This window comes from Streptomyces sp. NPDC056734 (genome assembly GCF_042790455.1).
GTDB lineage: Bacteria > Actinomycetota > Actinomycetes > Streptomycetales > Streptomycetaceae > Streptomyces.
The window spans coordinates 340328-360288 of record NZ_JBHTZD010000001.1 but is presented as its reverse complement, the minus strand read 5'-3'; the positions used below and the strand labels follow the sequence as shown (position 1 = coordinate 360288).

The following is a 19961-nucleotide window of genomic DNA, read 5'->3' as shown; positions in this document are numbered from 1 at the left end:
CCCCGACACCGGACTGTCCACGGTGACGGACCCCGACGGCACGGTGACCGTCACCGACCTCAACAACGGACTGAGCACCGGCCTCGGCACCGACCCGGCCGTCTCGCCGACCGACTCCCCCATCACCTCACCTGTGACCCCGTCGGTCACCTCACCACTGAACCCGTCAATCACCTCACCTCTCACCCCCTCGGTCACCTCGCCACTCACCCCCTCGGTCACCTCACCGCTCAACCCGTCGATCGCCCTGCCGGACTCCTCACCGATCGTCCTTCCGTCCGATTCCCCCGGATACAGCGATCCGGTCGATGTGACGGAACCCGCGAGCGGTCTGCCGATCGACCTGAACTCCTCCCTCGGCGACCTGGGTTCCACCGGCGGCACAGGGCTGCTCCCCTCCGACAGCGGACTCACCGGCGGCACGGGCCTCACGGGCAGCACCGGTGGGACCCCCGCCACGCTCCCCTACGACGCCGACACCTACTACGACCAGACCGATCCGATCAGCACCGGGGGCGCACTGGGCGCCGGCGCGACGGACCCGCTCGGCATCTCCGGCACGGATACCGGCACGGGTACCGGCACCGGGACACCGATGATGCCGCTGAACCCGGGACTGATGGGCGGCGGCATGGGCGGCATGGGCGGGGCCGGTGGCGGTCAGGGGGACAGCGGTGAACGCGTCCGCAATGTGTTCTCCCGCCCGGGGTCCGGCCCTTCCCGGCCACGCACCCGGCGCGCGGGACGGCCCGCCGCGCTGGACGACGAGGATCTCGCCCTGACCCGGGGCCGTACATCGACGACGTCCGACGGCACCGGAGCTGCCCGGGGCGCCGCGGGCCGTCGTACCGAGAGCGCCGGACTGCGCCAGGAGGACGCGCTGACGGAGGACGAGGACGTGTGGGGCACCGAGGAGGGCGGCGCGCCCGCGGTGCTCGGCTGACCCACGCCCCCCGTACATGGCAGAACCGGCGTCCGCGAGCAGCGGGACAGGAAAGAGGAGGGGGCCGACTCGTGTTCGAGTCGATGGAACGCCGCCTGGAGCAGGCGATGGCGGAGCTGAAGGCCACCGAGGCCGCGGTCCGGGAGGCCGAGGAGGAGTTGCGGGCCGCCGAGTGCTCGGTGCGCTCCCGGGACCAGGTGGTCGAGGTGACCGTCGGCCCGCAGGGCGAACTGACGGATCTGCGGTTCCTGGACGACTCCTTCCGCACCATGTCGGCCGATGAACTCGCCGACAGTGTGCTGGAGGCGGCCGGGCGGGCCCGTACCGCCATGTCCCGGCATGTGATGGAGACGCTGGAGCCGCTCACCCGGCCCAGCGGGACGGTCCCGGAACTGACCGGTGTGGATGTGGACTGGGCCAAGATCTTCGGCCCCGAGGTGCTGGCGGAACCGGACGAGGACGACCGGCCGCGGCGCCGGCTGCGGGACGAGATCGGCGAGGACGACGACAGAAACGGAGCGTAGGAGGCCATGTCCGACGGAACCTATTCCGCCGACCCGGCCCGGATCCGGGCCGGTGCGAAGCTCATCGACAGCATCACCGCCGAGGCCGCGCGGATCGCCGCGGCGTTCCAGAGCGAGGTGAACGGCCTGCGGGACTGGCCGGGCGAGGGGGACAGCTTCGCGGAGCAGGTCACCCCGCAGGCGGAGCAGGAGCGGATCGGCAGCATCGAGACGATCGTGGCCATCGCCCAGGGTCTGCGGGGCGTGGCCGACGGCACGTACGGCAATCTGGTCAACATCACCTCCACCCAGGGAGGCGCCATCGAGGGCATCTCGGCGGAGTCGGCCAAGAATCCGCACGTGTAGGCCCGTCCATGGCTATCGTTCCGCCGGCCTGGGCCGACAATCTGACCTGGCTGCTCATCGGGGAGCGGTTTCTGCGCGCCAACGAGGACAAGGCGTACTTCAGCAGTATCCCGTACGGCACCCTCGGCGCGGATCTGCGCACGCTGTCCGACCTGATCGAAGAGACCATGGTCAGCAATGCCCGTTCGCTGCCCGGGTCGGTGGGCGACAGCTATCTGGCCGCCATGCAGCTCTTCGTCCAGGGCGGCGCCTCCAACCCGCTCAAGGAGTTCGCGGACAATCTGGACGGCATCTCCCAGGGCCGGGTGCAGACCTCCATCGACATCGCCGAGTCGAAGTATCAGCTGATCGCCGAACTGGTCAGTCTGCTCATCGAGTTGATGATCATTCTGATCACCTCGATCTTCTCGGCCGGCGTCTCGGCGGGCGATGTGGCACTGGCCAAGCTGCGGACCCGGATCGCCCTGCTGGCCATCATGGAGGCGCTGCTGCGCCGCACCAAGCTGATGCCCACGCTCAGCGAGGCGTTCCAGGAGGCGTTCGCGGCGTTCGCCTCCCGGCTGGCGATGCTGGTCTTCGAGCCCAACGGCCGCAAGCCCCAGGGCATCGACTTCGGCAGTCTCGCCGAGGAGGCCCTGTTCGGCGCGGTCACCAGTCTCTTCACCGAGGTGCTGTCCCCGCTGACCAAGAGCCTCGGAAAGTCGCTCGGCCTGGACGGCCTTCCCGGCCCCTCCGGCAGCAACGTCAAGGATCTCGTCACGGACGTCGGCGCCAAGTTCCCCGACCCGCCCGCCAGTGGGTCCGCCCTGTCGTCCGCCGTGCAGGGGGGGTACGGGCTCGCCGACGGGTTCGTCGTCGAGGGCGGCGCGGAGACGCTCGCCGAGATGGGCATCGGCGCGCTGCTCGGCTACAGCGTCAACCCGCTCGACACGTTCCTCGGCGCCGGCGTCAGCGGGGTCACCATGTCCCTGGCCGCGGGCGCCCTGGGCTCCCTCGGCACCAGCCTCAACACCACGTTCCCAAGCCTGTCGGCGATCAACGCCCTCTTCGTCCCGAAGCCCTCGACGGACTTGGGTCCGGCGAATTCGGTGCCTGTGGTGGGGGCCGGGGTGGGGGCGGGTGCGGGGGCGGGGGTTGTGCCGGTCGCGCCGGGGACAGTAGTGGGTCCGGTGACCCCGGTTGTGTCGACGACGTCGGTGGGTCCGGTGACGGCGGTGACGCCGGTCGCGCCGGTGGGTCCGGTGACGTCGGTCGCGCCGGTGCAGGTGTCGGGGCCGTCGGTGGTTCCGGGGGAGGTGTCCGGGACGACCGCGGCTCCGGGGGGAGCGTCTGGGACGATCACGGCTCCGGGACAGGTATCCCCGACAACCGTGACTCCGGGGCAGGTGTCGGGGCCGACCGTGGCTCCGGCGCAGGTGTCCGGGCCGACCGTGCAGACGACGGGGCCGACAGCGCAGAGTGCGGTGCCGGTGGTGGAGACACCGGGAACGACGACGGCTCAGGCTCCGGCCTCTGTGGTGGGGGCGTCGGGACCGACCGTGCAGACTCCAGGGCCGGTCGTCCAGCCTCCCGCGCCTGCGGCGGAAACGGCAGGGGTGACCGCTCAGGGCCCGGCGCCGGTGGTCCAGCCTCCGGTGCCGGTCACTCAAGCTCCCGCGCCCACGGTAGGCACCTCGGCGCCCGCCACGCAGATCCCGGCGCCCATGGGGTCGACCCCGGCGCCGGTGGCGCAGGCTCCGACAACTCCCGAACAGAACTCGGCGTCGCCGGTTCCCGCACCTGCGCCGTCGGCTGCCGGGACGGCCGAACTCGTCACCGGCGGCGACACGGACGCGCTCACCCCTCCGCCGTACGCGCAGGAATCCCCAGGGCTGCCGACGTCCCCGCCCGCGCCGGCGCCGGCACCCGCCGTCACGGGCACCGGCCTGCCCGCCGCACCCAGCGCCTCCGTCGCCCCGACGGCACCGCCTTCCGTCACGGCCCCGATCTCGTCCTCCGGCCCCGCGTCGGTACCGCCCACGGTCACCACTCCGGCCTCCCCCACCAGCCCGACGCCCTCGGCGACTACGCCGCCTTCGACCGCCGCGAGCCCGACCGACCCGGTGTCGGCCGGCACGGTCATCCCGTCCGGCCCGGACGACCTGTCGAATCCCGGCGGTACGACGGTCACGAGCCAGGTCTCGCCACTCGCCCCGGCACCACCCATCACCACGGCTCCGCCGGCCAACGACACCCCGACGCCGACCGTGACCCCGACCGTGACCCCGGCACCGGCACCGGCACCGGCCCAGCAGCCGACGTCCCCGACGACCCCGAGCGCCCCCGCCACACCGGCCGTCAGCCCCGTACCGGCCAACGGCACTCCGCCCAGCGCCACATCGCCCGGCGTCACCGACACCGGCACCGGCACCCCAAGCACCACCTCCACCCCAAGCACCACCACCAGCACTGCGAACACCACAGACTCGGCGAGCACTGCGGATACCGAGAACACCTCAGCCACCCCCACCCCCACCCCCACCCCCACCAACCCCGGCGCCCCACAAGCTCCCCCCACCGAACCCACCGTCACCGAACACACCGTCACCGAGCAGCACCTCACCGCCGAAGGCATCGGCGACGTACTCGACTCCCCGGCGCTGCTGGCCACACAGGTCGGGCCGGAGATGGTCGCCGGGTTGGCCTACGCACCCGAGGCCGGAGCCGTCTGGGCGCTCTCGCCCGACACCCCGCAGCCGGTCGCTGACCTGGGGCTCAGCTCGCTGGACCTGGCGCGGCTGGTGTTGCGTCAACCGGATCTGTTCCCTGAAGCCGCCGCGCAGTTCGGTGCGGGGCCCCTCGCCGAAGCCACCGTCCACCAGCCCGCCCCGGCCCCGTCGGCGTCCCTGACCGCCGCCGCGCTGGCCGGACCGCCGGACAGGGCGGACCAGGTGGCGGTCACCGAGGCCGGGCTGACCGCGCTGGTGGGCGAGGTCGTGGACGAGGTCGGAAGCCAGGTCGACTGTCTCGTGCTGGTGGCGCAGTTCCTGCGCCAGGTCGCCCCCGGTCCCACCGGCCCGTCCGGCTCCCGCGATCCGGCCGGACTCCCCGGGCACGGCATCCGCCCGGCCGGAGTGGTCGACGATCTCGCGGTGGGCACGCGGGACACCGAACAGGACTTGGTGCGCGGGCCGGGCTGGACGGCGGTCACCTCCGCCGACGACCTGCGATCCTCGCTCATCGCGGTCGCCGAGGAGCAGGGGGCCCCGGCCTTCGCGGTGATCGTGGCCCGGCGTTCGGCCGGTGCCGACCGGGTCGCCGACGACCGGGCCCGGCAGGGACACGCCCATGTGCTCGTCGCCGTACCCGGCGGACAGGTCTGGCGGCTGGAGTTCCAGGGGCAGCTCCCCGACGGGCCGGAGGCGGACACCGGGCTACCACCCGTCGTCACCGAGGTGACGGGTGAGGAACTGCTCGCCGGGTACGACCTGCTGCACGCCCGCGCGATCGTGGTCAGCGAGAACGCCGTCGTCGCCGATGCCCTCACCTCGGCCGCGCTCACCCCGGGTGCCCCCGCCCTGGACGGTCTGGGTGCGGGGTCCCTCACCGTCGAGTCGGCGTCCGCCGCCCGCGCGCTGGTGGACGCGCCGCTGGACGCCCGGATCGGCGCCCTCGGCCCGGCAAGGACACCCACGCCGACACCCACGATCACACCGACGACGCCACCGGCCACGCCAAGGCCGACGACCCCCACTTCACCGGACCCCGATCCCGCGTCCGGTCCCGCGTCCGGTCCCGAGTCCCATCCCACGTCCGGTCCGGCGTCCGATCCCGAACGGCCATCCCCGGCGCAGGAGCCCGACCCGGGCAACGACCCGAACGGCGACCCTGACGGCGACCCGAACGGCGACGCGAACGACGCCCCGCAGGGCGACCCGGAGAGCGTCGCGAAAGAGACCCCCGCCCCCCGCCCCGTCGGATCACTCTTCGCCGACCTGGACACGCACAGGCCCGTCCGGATCGACGCGACCATGCGTCCTCCGGTGCCGGTGACCGGGCCGGTGGTGTTCTCCGACGGGGCCCGGCTGCCCGAGTATCTGACCCGGGCGGAGGGGACGACCTACGGGGACGGCCTGGTCCGGCTGCGCGGCGTCCAGCAGGTGGTGGCGCGGATCGCGGACGCGGCCGGGCTGGCGAACAGTGCCAAGGCCACCCGCCGGAGCGGCCCCATAGCGGCGCTGGAACACGCGCTGGTGACCCGGGCTCGTCAGCTCTACGGGGACGGCTGGGAATCACCGGCGTTCGAGGACTCCCGGGGCCGGCTGCGGGTGCTGCACGTGGCGACCCGGCCGTACCACTCCGCGTGGGAACGGTTCACCGACTTCCGTTCGCCCGCCCCGCTGACCGGTGTCCAGCGCAGTCAGATCATTTCCGGCCCCGGGCGGAGTCTGACCAGTACCCAGTCGCTGGCCACCGCGGTGGGCACCTGGCCGTCCGGCCCCGTCGACCCCTTCGGCCGGGTGGCGATCGCCCTCAGCTCCTCGACGACGTACGACTACAACCTCCAGACGCAGAACGCCAATCAGCTGGAGACCGTTGGCAGCAATTCCCATCTGCATCTGACCGATGTGCACTACGAGGTCACCCTGCGGACCTACGACGACTCCCGCGCGTCGGGGTCGCCGCGAACTCCCCGGTCCTGGACCCAGGCTCGGGAGCCGGTGCCGCATCGGTTCTCCTTCGGGGTGCGGGGCGGGCTCGCGCTCTGGCTGCCCGACGGTGTCACCGGCACCGAACCGGGCGCCACCCTCGCACCCCGTGAACTGGAGCTGGGCCCCGAGTCCGACTACCGGTTCGTCCGCACCGAGGGCTATGTCTCGCTGGAACCCTTGCGCCGGCACGCGTTGCGCACCGCGAAGGCGACGCCCGGTTCCACGGCCCACCAGCAGATCAGCAGATTCTTCACCACCGAGAACTTCCAGCAGATCGCCGACCGCCTCGCCCAGGGGCCGGTGGCCGGGCCGCCGCTGCTCAGCAGCTCCCAGCACCGGGTGGTCGGGGCGTTCGTGGTGGAGCGGGTGGTGCCGGTCCGGGGCAGGCTGCTGTCCGAGAGCACCGCCGCGGAGCTGAAGCACACCGTCCAGCAGGCGCTCAAGAACGAGCGGGCCCTGACCCGGGTCGGCGGCCAGGAGATCACCGTGGCGGTGGGGCCGATCCTCCAGTTCCCGGGCGGTCTGGGCGGCAGCGGGCTGCTCGCGCAGTTCGGTTTCCTGAGCCGGTTCAGCCGCGCCACCGCGCAGACTCTCGGCTCCGGCGGCTCCGCCCTGCGCAGGGTCATCGCGGGCTCGAAGACCACGCCGACCGAACTGTACGAGGTGGAGAAGAAGGTGGTGGTCCGGTGGGCGGGCCAGGCCGAGCCGACCGAGTTCACCGTCCGCAGTCTCGACCGGATGACCCGGGCCGAGGCCCGTCGGCTCGCGGGCTGGGACGACGGCACCGGACTGCGCCGCGACGCGGGCAACGAGCCGGTCGCCCCCCGCCATCTCACACCGGACCACCCCGCCACACTCACCGGCACCCGGACGGAGACGTTCTCCTGGGCGGACGGGCAGCGGGTCCAAACGGCACCGGCCCCGGACACCTCGGCACCCTCCGCCCCGCCCGGCACGACGCCGCCCAGCACGACGCCATCCGGCACAACGCCGTCCGGCACAACGCCGTCCGGGCAGACCCTGTTGGAGGCGTTCACCGAACAGGTGCTGCGGGCCGCCCAAGAGCGCTATCCGGGCCTGGTCGCGCCTTTGGCGGAGCTGTACGGGCCGGGGGACGGCCGCCGGCGCGACGACGACCAGTACCGGCTCGCCGTACAGAACACCCTGACGGTGATCGAAACCCTCAGTCATCACGCGATGGCGCTGAACCTGGAGGCACTGACCACCACCGGTCTGCGCATCCCGCTGACACAGTCGAACGGGCTGAAGCGCAGCCACCGCTATCTGTGGATCGACGCCGCACTGACCGGCCGGCGGTACGAGGGGACGCAGAACACACAGACGCTCAAGCAGGCCGACAGCGCCACCGCGGTGCTGTCCGGCAGTCAGCGCACGACCCGTGGTGTGGAGACCGGCGTCGAGGTGAACATGTCGGTGCGGCCCGGGGTCGTCAACATGGGCGATCCGCTGGGCCACTACGTGAATCTGATCGCGGGCCCGCGCCGGGGCTGGACCTGGACCCGGGGCACCGGCTACGGCACGTCGGTGACACGCAGCCCGACGGTGATGGGTCTGGGTTCGTCCCATCTGTACAGCTACGAGCTGGAGTTGACCGCGCGGGCCGGTGGCTACTGGCGTCCCCGCCGACTGCTGCGAGGCATCGCCTCACTGGGTGTGCTCGGCACCCACTGGTTCGTCCGGCCGGAGCCCGAGGTGCCGTTGGTCGGTGCGGGGGCGTCGTCACCCGGGGTCCGGGGACGGGTGCTGCTGGCGGTGCAGGACGCGTTCTCGGGGTCGGGACCGGTGGGGGGTACGGCCGACGGTGCCGGGGCGGACGGCACGTCGGTCGCCGGTACCGATACCGCGGGGAATTCCGCCTCCGTGGCGTCCCCCACCCCTCTGGCACCGATCGTCGAGGAGCTGGACGGTCCCACCGCGGAGGCGCTGGCGAGCGGCGGGGCACCGGGAGCGGACCACGAGGACCCGACCCCGGACCCAACCCCAACCCCAACGCCGGTCCCGGACGCGAACTCGGCACCGGACGAAGCGGCAGCGGAAGGCACGGCAGCGGGAGACGCGCAGTCGGCCGAAGGCCCCGCGGGAAGCACCCCGTTCGGGGATCAGCAGCCGCTGACCCTCTCGCTGTCCGCGCATCAGGAGGTGCAGCGCGCGGCGGAGCGGGTGACGGACGGCTCCTGGCATTTCTCCCGGATCGGCTCGCCCGCGCATGACGCCGTCGACACCGCGCTGCTGCCGCACTCCCTCACCGCGAACGCGGACCACGCCATGGGCGCGTCCGGCGTACGGCTCACCGGGTTGTTCGGCACCGGGTCGTATCTGGACCGGCTGGGCACCTTCGTGCACCGGGTGCGGCTGGGGCGACCCGTGGTGATCTCCGGCCCGGTGGAGCTGAAGACCGAGTACGTGGTGTCGGCCGACCGGCCCGCCTCCGGAACGCGTTCGGCCACGGTGACCACCTCCCTGACCGCCACGGTGTCCTACGGCAACCGCGTGCGCTCGATGCCTTTGGCGAACGGCAACTTCGGGATCTTCCGGCGGTGGGCGACGGCCCGGACCGGCACCGTGGCGGTGGCCCGCACGGTCACCACCGAGATCACGGAGGCCGACGCCAATCCCAAGCTGCTGCTCAGCGCGGACGCCCGGCACGAACTGGTGGCCACGACCCCGGCCCAGGGGCTGCTCAGCCCCGCGCACCGGCTGCTGACCGGTCTGCGGGACCGTACGGCGAACGGCTGGCGCGGAGCCAGGGTCACGGTGCCCGGCGGCTGGCTCGGGGTCCTCTCCGAGCGGGCCGCCCTGCGACTGGGGCTGACCGACGACGGCAATGGGGCGGTGCCCCGGTACACCGAGCAGCCGTGGCAGCGTCCTGCCTGGTCGAGTGCGGCACCCATGGGATCCTTCGCGGTCAACGCCCTCGACGCGACGGCGGTGGTGAACGAGTTCGACCGACGGCTGCGGGCCCTGGGGGTCTCCGCCGCGCAGCGTGAGCACATCCGTGCCCTGGCCTCGCCCCGCGCGCTGCACGCGCTGCGTGAGGAGATGGGGGCGACGGGCGCGATGACCGCGGCGCGGGTCAGCCGGATGAGCGGAGCGCCGGAGTGGGTGGCCTCCGTGACGCTGCCGCTGGCCGGGCGCACCGCGCGGGTGGAGGTACGGCTCATCGCCGAGGAGTCCGTGTTCGACGGGCTCGGCCACAGCACGACCCTCGCCGAGGTCCGCACCGCCGTCGAGTCCGTCAACAACTCGCAGACCGTCGCCCGGCCCCGGACGACAGGTCTGACCTACCAGAAGGTCATCCGGATGCCGGGGGACACCGGCACGTCCCTGCGGCCCGGTTTCGGCGAGTCGGTCACCGAGGGCCGCTCGATCACCTCCGCCACGACCCGGGACCGCACGGTCGCCCAGACCGTGTCGCTGGACGAGCCGCACGGCGAGTATCTGACCCCCTACCGGCTCCGGCTGACCCTGGATCTGGGAGGCGGCGAACAGGACGGCGCGGGCGGGGCCGGGAGCCGGGGCCGGTTGTTCAGCGCCGAGGACGGCGTGGGGACACTGCGGGAGCGGGTGCCGCTGAGCCTGACGGAGCCGAAGGCCGCGGCGGGGACGGGGGCCGTTCCAGCCACCCCGGAGGCGGCTCCCGATGCGAGTACGGCCCTCGATCCGGCTCCGAGCGTCGATCCGGCTACGGCTTCGGAGCCGGGCCCGGACGCGCTTTCCCTCCCGGGCACCACCCTCGGTGCCCCCGCTCTCACCGCGCCCGACCGTCCCGCCCGGACCTGGGAGGGACAGGCGACCGCCGACACCGTACGGGACTGGCGCGCGGCCGGCGCCGTACCGTCCGCGCTCACCCCGGACAACATCCAGGTCCGCAGGGTGGTCGGGGCCGGGCAGGTGTTCGACGCGGCGCAGCTCGCGGTGGGCGCGGCGTACGGGGTGCCGTACCGGGCGCTGCCGGAGTCCGGCGACGGATCGGCGGACGCGCTGGCCCGGGCCCGGCGGACCGAGCTGACCTGGCCGGGCAGCGCCCCCTCGCTGATGCTGCACAACGCGACCGGCGACGACGCGCTGTCCGCGTTCTTCCAGGACGCCATCGGCCCGCAGGGGTACCAGGTTCCGGGACTGACGGCGTCGGCGCCGCTGATCGGGGGTGCCCAGGGGACGCTGAGCGTGTACGCCCGGCCGGACCTGGGCGCCGCCCAGCTGCTGGCGGTGGCGCCCGCGGTGACGATGAGCGCGACGGCCGAGGCACCTTCGGCGCAGGAGGTGTCGTTCACTCAGAACCGCTCGACCGCCAGTACGTTCGCGCTCGGGTCGGCGACCGCCGCGGGCAGCGGCTCGGCGATGCCGACCGGAGGTGACAGCGCCGCCGACGCGGACGCCAGCAACGCCCGGCTCGCCTCAAGCGGCCACTACACCGCCAACCTCAAGCAGCCGGAGGGCCGGGCACTGCTGTTCGCGATCCCCACCGACTGGCTGGGGGTCGCCGAGGTCCGGCACGAGATCGGTGACAGCGCGATGGGCCGGGCGGCCCGCTCGGCGCTCGGCCCCTTCGGACGCGTGGACCCGGGGCCCCGGGCGGCGGAGGCACGGACGCAGGTGGTCGCCTGGGTGCACGAGGAAGCGGCCCGTGCCTGGGGCCTGATCGACGACTCCACCTTCCCCACCGAGGTGTCCGACGCCTGGGACACGGTGAAGAAGGCCCAGAACGCCTGGGTGGACGCGGACAAGGCGTACTGGCGGACCCGTCACGACCTCACCACCGCCCGCGCCGACCACCAGCGGCTGGTCACGCAGGTACGGCGCTCGGAGACGGCGGCGTCACAGCAGCCGGGAACGGGGCCTTCGCAGGCGACGGCGGCATCACCCGAGCCGGGGACAGGCCCCTCGCAGGCGACGGCGGCATCACCGGAACCGGAGACAAGCCCCTCACAAGAGCCCACAGCATCACCAGAACCGGAGACAAGCCCCTCGCAGGCGCCCGCGGCATCACCAGAACCGGGACTCGCGCAGGAGTCGGAACCCGCGCAGGAAACAGAACCCGCACCCGCCCCAGCCACCGCCCAGGAGGCCGAAGCCGCCGCCCTCGCCGCGCTCCTGTCCGCCGAGCGCGCGGCCGCAGGCGAGGTGCAGCGCCTCTCCGACCAGCTCGCCGCCGAGCTGGACACCGCGCGGGCCGCCGCCGCCGATTTCCACCGGGTCCGCTCCGAGACCGACCGGCTCACCCGCTGGCACCGGCTGCCGATGGGCCCGGCCCGCGCGGAAGGCGCCCCGGGGGAGAACGGCCCACAGGTGCGCGCCGAGGTGCCGAAGCCACCGGCCGTGTCGTACGCGGAGCCCGAGAAGGCGCCGGCGCGACCGGTCTTCACCGAAACCCCCGGTGAGGGCGGCGCACCCACCACCCTGACCTCCCCCGGCGGCACCGCCTACACCGTCCATGACGTGCCCCGGGACGGCGACGGCTTCTTCCACGCTCTCGACCGGGCCCTGCGCCGCACCGCGCCCGCCGACGCACGCGCTCTCCTGCCCGACGGCACCCACGGCACCCCCGGCGAGCGCGCGGCGGCCCTGCGCGCCCTGCTCGCCGACCGGCTCGCGGAACCGGACAACGCCGACCTGCTCGCCTTCGCCGTCCCCGACCCGCTGGACACCTTCTCCGCCGGGGAGCTGGCGGCGGCGGGCATCGACCCCGGCCAGGGCACGCCGGAGCGACGGGAGTTCGACGCCACCGGCCGGCTCTCCCCGTACCGGACACTCGGCGACGGCCTGCGTGCCGCGCTGGCGGACGCCCAGATCCGGCGCCCCGGTGCCGCGGCCGGGGACAGCGGCTGGGACCACGGGGCGATGGACGTCCTGCCGGCGCTGGCGGCGCGCACCTTCGGGGTACCGGTGACGGTGGTGGGTGACAAGGGCGCGTTCACCGAGTTCACGCCGGGCGCGGAGCAGTCCGGCGACAACACCCCGGGGGTCGTCCTCCAGCTCGCCGACCGGCACTATCGCGTGGCAGTCCCGGAGGGAACCACCGAGGACGCCGGCACGGATGAGCCCGGTGAGGCCGCTGCCCCGCAGGGCGGGACCGAGCCCGAGCCCGGGACCGTCGAACGCCCCGCCCACCCGGCCGTACCGTGGCGGACCGAGCCCTCGCCCGACCGCTGGCGGCCGTCGGCGGACGGCGCCACGGTCACCGCGCCCGACGGCCGCGCCCACGACCTGGTCGCACCGTCCTACGACGCCGGCGGCAATGGCTTCTGGGAAGCGCTGGCCCTCGCCGTCCCGGGTCGGGCCGGGCGCGACGACTCACGGATGTTCCTGGTCCGGCGTACGCCTCCGGCGGGCACGGCGCCGAGCCGGACCGTACGGCTCACCACGGCCGAACTCGCCCCGTTCCGCGCCACGCCCCGGCTGCGGCTGCTGCTGCGCGACCACGACGGTGTGGTCCCGCCGGACGCCGAACTCACCCCGCCCGAGGCCGCCGCCCTGGTGCGCGCGCAACTCGCGGCCGGCCGTGACTGGACCCCGGATCTCGAACGGGCCGCGGCGGCCATCGCGTCGGCGGAGTTCCGGGCCGAGGTCACCGTGGTCCACGAGGACGGCACGGCCGGCGCCCCGATCGCCCCGACCGCCCCCTCGGACGCGTCCGCCGTCTCCGGCGCCGAGGCCGCCGGGCCCCGCCGCGTCACCCTGTACCTCCGCGGCGGCGACTATCTCCTGGCCCGCCCGCAGTCCCCGCAGTCACCAGAGCAGCCGCAGCCGTCGCCGACCGACCCGCAGCCGTCAGCCGCCGACCTCGCGTCGGGCCCCGCGTCGGGCCCCGCGTCGGGCCCCGCGTCCGGCCCCGAGCCCGACCAGAGCGAGCCCACCCCCGAGCCCGAGCCCGGCCCCGACCAGAGCGGGCCGGCGCCGGATGACGCCGCCCAGCCCCCCGGCGAGCCCGGCGACGACCACGACGACGCCGCACCCCCGCCCACCACTCCCACCACACCTACCGCCCCCACCCCCCAGACGGCCCCCGTCACCGAACACACCGTCACCGAATCCCATCTCACCCCCGAGGTCCGGAACCTCCTGGACAGCGAGCTGGCATCGGCCACCGTCCAGGAGGCCGACGTGCGGGGCCTGGCGTATGCCTCCCAGGCCCGCACCTTCTGGATGCTCGCGGACTCCGCTCAGCCGGTGACGGACCTGGAGCTGAGCCCGCTGGACCGGGCCCGGCTGGTCCTGCGCCGCCCCGGACTCGCCCCTCGGGCGGCCCTGCTGCTCAGCGCCACCGTGTCCCCGCCGGGCGAGGCCATCACCCAGCCGACGGGGACACCCACCCCTGCCCCGGCGCAGACCCGCACTCCGGCACCCGAACGTCCCCTGCCACCCCTCCCGGCACCTGAACGCCCTCTGCCACCCCTCCCAGCACCCGAACGCCCCCTGCCACCCCTCCCAGCACCCGAACGCCCCCTGCCACCCCTCCCCACATCCGAACGTCCCCCCGTACCCACACGCCCCATACCCCCCACCCCACTTCCAGCCCCGGCGCCGACTCCCCAGTCCCCCGCCCACTACCCCTGGTTCGTCGACCACGGCGCTCTCGGCACGGTCGAGGTCACCGGTGTGACGGAGTGGGGTCAGGACCGGGCCGGGATGTGGGCGTACACCGTCGCCTCCCATCTGGGTGACCGGGACCTGCGGCGCGCGGTCGAGGCCGAACTGACGGCGGCCCTGCGCTCGGCCGATCCCGTGCAGTGGCAGGACCTGCTGTTCAAGGGCCGCTCGATCACGGTCGACGACCAGCTCGTCTGGATACGTCCTACCCTCACCGATGTCCGGCCCGCACCCGGCAAGCCCACCGCGCGGCAGGAGGGCGACCGGGAGTTCAGGTCGGCGCTCCAGGGCACCAACGCCACCCGCACCACCACCTCCACCACCGCCTTCGGCACCGGTTTCCGCACCGCACTGGACCTCGGCCTCGCCCATGCCGCCACCCTCTCCCCCGGCGTGCCGCGGTTCGGGGTGACCTGGTCGCAGTCGAGGGCGAGCGGGTGGGACCGGGCGGTGCGGAGCGTACGGGCCCCGGAACCGAACACCTTCTCGCCGTTCACTGCCGGTCTGCGGTTCCGGATGTTCGTGGACGGGGTGGAACAGGAAGGTGACGGCCAGGAGGTCGTCGTACCGCGTGAGCTGGATGTGGCCTTCCCGGTCGACCCGCTGTCGGTCACCCTCACCCCGTCGCCCGCCCCGGAGGTGACCGCCCCGGAGGTGCCCACTCCGCAAACGCCCACTCCGGAAACCGCCGTGACGGCGGCGTCCGCGCAGGATGCCGAGGACGCCCGGTACCAGCTCTCCACCCGCTCCGCCGAAGTGCTCAACGCGGTCGACACCACCCCCCTGGTCGCCGCGCTCCAGCAGCGGCTGCTGGAGGCCGGGCTGCCCGCCGGGACCGTCGCCGATGTGATGGGCCGGCTGGAGGAGCGGCTGAACGAGCGGGACGCCCGGTTGCGCGGCCGCTGGCTGCTGACCAGCGGCGACGCGACCGGCCCGATGGAGGCGGCGACACCGGGGCAACGCCGCAGGTTCCGGGGCTCGTTCACCGTGCGGGCCCAGATCGAGAGCCTGGAGTATCTGGGGGTCTCGGACGGCATGCGGGTGCAGACCCTGCAAGCGGGGTCGACGGCCTGGTCGTCGGGCCGGTCCGGGGCGGCGTCGGCGACGGTCGGACTGGGGCTGCTGATGACCGGGCTGACGTCCGGCGCCGGCCCGGCCGCCGGGCGGGGCCCGCATGTCGCGCTGAATCTGCGGGCCGGCCGGGGCGTCGGTCACGAACTGACCACCGCGGCCAGCCACGTCGCCCTGGGCCATACCCATCAGCCCCAGGTCCGGTACGCGGCGGGGCTCAGCCTCTCGGTGGAGGTGGACTCACCCACCCACCCGGGCATCGGCACGGTGACCCGGACCGTCCGGGCCGAACTCGGCGTGCCGTGGCACGGACGGCCGCAGGCCGCCGACTTCGAGCAGCGCGTCCTGGGCTCCGTACACACCCCGCGCTTCCGCCCACCACAACCACCGGATGCAACCGACCTGGCAGACACCGTGGACACGACAGGTGCGCCGGTCGGGCCCGTGGCCGCCCTCCCCCATGTCCGGGCGCTGCTGGCCGCCTCCGGGACCGCTCCGGTGCGGGACTTCACGCGTCCGGCACGGCTGGACGCACCGCTGCCCGCGCCCCATCCGCAGGAGCCGCTCGTGCTGGCGGCGCGCAGGGGTCTGGGTTTCGCGATGCCGTTGTCCCTGCCGGGTGCCGAGCTGGTACAGGCCCAGCTCCGCGCGGCGCTGGAGCCGCAGCTGGGGCGGCGGGCCGACCGCAGCGGGCTTGACCGAATCCTGGCGTCGCACTTCGGGCGCCCTCAGCTTGAGCAGAACATGGCCCAGTTGACGGCGGAGGGCGGCATCGCCCACACGGTGACGGTGGCCGGGCGGGCCTTCGAGCTGTCGGTGCGGGGTCATCTGCGCGAGCGACTGCCCGGCGATCTCACGCTCTCCATGGACGTGGACCGGGTGATCGGCAGCGGTACGGGCACCTCGGGCACCAGGGGCGACGGGTGGAGCGTCCGGCCGAGCCTCGGTTTCGCGGCCCAGGTCGGCATCGAGAACGTGGCCGTGCTGCGGATCGGGGAGTTCTCGCTCTTCGCCGACCACGAGCGCGCCCGGCAGGAGGCGTTCACCGGCGGCAGTCGCAGCAGCCGCCGCCTCAAGACCAGGGGCGCCGTCCACCAGCAGGTCTACGACGTGGTGTACGAGCTGTCCGCGATCCCGCTGCGGACCACCGCGCAACGCGTGCTCGGGCGCGCTCCGGGGCCGGAGACCGGTGAGACCTGGTGGATCGACCGGCCCGGGGAGACCGTGGCGCAGATCGGGGTGCCGAAGTCGTTCGTCCCGGCCCTGCCCGTCACCGTCGAGGAGCGGGACGGCATCGGCACGATCCAGCAGCTGACGGACTGGCCGGCCCGCCCCGGGGCTGATTCCGCCGGTCAGGACGAGGTACCACCGCTCGACCTCACCCACGGCGGCACGGCGGGCATCGCCGCTGCCTTCGTCGCCGTACCCGAACTGGGCCGCGCGGCGGCGGAACTGTACGCCTCCCTGAACAGACTGCCCGGCTCGTGGGCGTCGACCCCGGCCGCCCGGACCCCGGTCATCGCCCGGCTGGGATCCGCCGAGGATCTGTCCGCCCACCTGGACCAGTTGGTCACCCCCGACGGCCTGGAGCTGGACCTGCCCCCGCACCAGGGCCACCAGCACTCACTCAGGCTGCGCGTGCGGGCCTACGACCCGGACGACCTCGGCGCCACGGCGGGCGTGGACGTCATCCACACCTATGACGCCGACGCCGGCCAGGCTTCCCGCCGCACGGTGAGCACCGGGGCAGGGGCGAGCGTCTCCGCCGGTGTCTTCAGCACGGTGGGGCCGACCGGGACCGAGCCGGGATCCACCGCGGGGACAGCGGCGGCCGAGCCTACCGCCGTGGGCCCCCGGGACGCCGAGGCGTTCGCCGGGATCGGTGCGAAGGGGGCGCTGTCGCGCGGCTCGGGGCAGACGCTGAACCCCTCGGAGCGGACCCGGACCAAGGGGACGTACAAGGAGAAGCAGCATCTGGTGCGTGCCACACCGGTGTTCGAGCTGACGCTGACTCGCTGGAAGGGCCGCCGGTCCCAGGAGCGGTCGACGTATCTGCGCGTCGAGCGGGGTGTGGACCTCATCGTGCCGTCACGCACCTTGGAGGAGTTGCGGCCGCGGGCGGTTTCGGCCGCGGCCACCACCCAGGCGCCGGCACCCGCCCGCGACCATCTGCTCCCCGCCCTGGCGTCCGGCCTCGCTCATGTCGAGCGGCTGCGCGGCGATGCCGTCCTGGCGGCCATCGTCTCCACCCTGCGCGAGCGGGGCGTCCTGCCCCCCGAGGGTGAGACCACCGCCGCGGCGCCCCGGCTGCTGGTCCGCGCCCTGCGCGCCACCTTCTCCGGGAAGGCGCTGGAGACCCGGTTGCAGGCCGTCACCGGCACCGGCCTCGAACAGTGGCTGCCGGTCACCGGCTTCGGCGGCAGTGTCTCCTACGTATGGGTACGGGTCACGGCGGAGCTGGAGCCCGCCCACGGCCACCGGACCCGGACCGATGTCAAAATCACCTCGGGCGTGGCCGCGTCCACGACGGCCGGCGTCCAGAGCAGCCGCCTGGGCAACGTCTCGGCCGGCCTCCAGGCCCGCGTGCGGGGCCCCTTCGACGCCGGCCATGAGGGGTACACACTCGTCGCCGACTATCTCCGCTCCGCCGGCCACAACCGGGGCGAGAACCGGTTCGACTCGGAGGTGTACGAGGTCGACGCCAAGGACACGGTGGAGGAGTTCGACCACGGGCTGCGGTTCACCGTACGGATCGGGCGCACGGTGGAGCCGCCACCGGCCATGGACCTCGTGGTCCGCGCGGCGCGAAGCACGGTGCTGGGCGCGGCCCATCATCTCTTCGACGCGCGGGACACGGTGGCGTCGGCCCTGCGCCGGTACCGCGCGTGGACCTGGCAGGAGTCCCACGAGGTGCGGGGCGAGGCCCGGTTGATCGTGCCGACGCATCTCACGATGGCCCGGGAACCGGTGGCCCCGTCCCCCGCCGCCACCCCCGCTGACGGCGCCATCCCCGCTGCCTCCGCTGACAGCGAGGGTCCGCGCTGGCTCACCGCAGCCCCCGCCCGGGAGCCGCTGCCCGAGGCACTGACCCGCGCCCTGCATCCGCACCTGGCCCCGCTGGCCGCGGCGGTACGGCAATGGGCCGCCCTCGCCGCGTCGCCCTCGCGCCGTACGCCCGATCTGACCGCCGAGGGGGTCTGGGAGGTCGCCGACCTGGACTTCACCACCGTCGCGGGCCGCCGGTACGCCCACTTCACCACCGACGGCATGCTCCGGGCCAACATCATCGCGCTGCTGGAGCATGGCTACACCGTGCCGGCCGGCGGCAGCGAGGTCACCGTCGGCGTACGGCTGGACCGGGCCACCGTCGTGGGGCCCGCCGAGGGGGTGCCCTTCGAGGCGGCGCGTTACGGGTTCACCGAAACCGCGCTCAGCGCCTCGGACTCGGCGGCCTCCGGCTGGTCCGCCGGCCTCGGCCCCCGAGCGGCCTGGGACGGCCCGGCCGGTGCCGTCAACTATGGCGAGGCGCTGCTCTCCCTCGGCGGCGCACAGTCCCAGAGCCTCGCCTTCCGCGACACCACGGCCGACGAGAACCCACGCACCGGCAAACGCTCGCGTACCTTCCGCCACTACGTCTTCGACACGACCCTGACCTTCACGGGACCGCACCGCACGCTGGAGACGAGCGTGCGCGGCGGGCTGTTCGCCATGGTGCCGGTGACGGCGCAGGGGCTGGACGCGGTGCCCCCGGCGCTACGGGGCGAGGAGGCGCCACCGCCGGAGCTGACCCCGGCACCGGCACCGAACACACGCAACAGCGCGACCTCGCCCTACTTCCACCCCGTGCCCCCGGGGCTGGCGGAGTCCCCCGGCTCCCTGGTGTACAACCGGCCCGGGGAGCACCTCTACCACTGGTCCGAGCGGCCCCCCGAGGACGTGTTCGTTTCCGGCTTCCCCGTGCCCGGCGAGCGCCCCGCCGTCACCCTCGACGCCTGGGTCAGAGGAACCGCCCGCGACCGGTTCGTGAGCACCACCCGCCTGCCCTACTCGGTCTTCCGCGGCCGGCGCTACCGCTATCTGCTCATCCCCCACAGCAACCTGGCGCCACTCGGCGTCGACGTCAACGCGACCTATGCCCGACGAGGCAGGCCATCCCCGATCCCCGGTGAGCAGGAGGTCGTCTTCCCGACCGGTCTCGCCCCGGCGGCGGTGAACAGCGTCTGGGACCGCGTCGAGCAGCGCACCGGCTGGTGGGACCCCAGCGCGCAGCGGGTCATCTGGCAGCCCGGCCCGGGTACTGCCTGGCAGCCCCCCCACCTCGCGCCCGCGTCGATGACCAACAGCGCCCCCGGCCGACGCTTCCAGTTCCGCCCCACCGCAACCGATTCCACCCCGTTCAGCCCGTACACCACCACCCCTTACGCACCCACTCCGAGCGCAGCGCCCCGCTACCGGCCCCAGACCCCCGCCGCGGCCCCGGGCCCCTCCCAGCCCCGCCGCCCACTGCCGACCCCCCAGGCACCACCACCCGCGTCCCGCCCACGATCCAGCAGTCAGGCACCCCCACCCACACGCCGCCCACGAGCCACCAGTCAGCCACCAGCACCCACGTGGCGCCCACAACCCATCCCCCAGCCACCCCCACAACCCACGTGGCGCTCACAACCCACGTCCCGCCCGCTACCCACCCCCCAGCCACCCCCACAACCCACGTGGCGCTCACAACCCACGTCCCGCCCGCTACCCACCCCCCAGCCACCCCCACAACCCACGTGG

2 protein-coding genes and 2 pseudogenes are annotated in these 19961 nt (G+C 73.9%); all 4 read left to right on the top strand.

Going from position 1 to position 19961, the window contains the following annotated elements; genetic code table 11:
• Positions 1–943, top strand: a pseudogene (locus tag ACFRFC_RS01390) (hypothetical protein); the annotation flags it as partial.
• A gap of 83 nt (positions 944–1026) precedes the next feature.
• The gene (locus ACFRFC_RS01385) at positions 1027–1467 is read left to right on the top strand and encodes a YbaB/EbfC family nucleoid-associated protein (RefSeq protein WP_382680170.1); all 441 of its coding nucleotides are present in this window, start codon (positions 1027–1029) and stop codon (positions 1465–1467) included.
• 6 nt (positions 1468–1473) lie between these two features.
• Positions 1474–1812, top strand: coding sequence for a hypothetical protein (locus tag ACFRFC_RS01380; RefSeq protein WP_382679907.1), 339 nt, complete (start codon positions 1474–1476; stop codon positions 1810–1812).
• A gap of 8 nt (positions 1813–1820) precedes the next feature.
• Positions 1821–19961, top strand: a pseudogene (locus ACFRFC_RS01375) (hypothetical protein); the annotation flags it as partial.

Coding starts and splice junctions, on each gene's coding strand:
- ACFRFC_RS01380 (WP_382679907.1), top strand. CDS start 1,474: ATGTCCGACGGAACCTATTCCGCCGACCCGGCCCGGATCCGGGCCGGT.
- ACFRFC_RS01385 (WP_382680170.1), top strand. CDS start 1,027: ATGGAACGCCGCCTGGAGCAGGCGATGGCGGAGCTGAAGGCCACCGAG.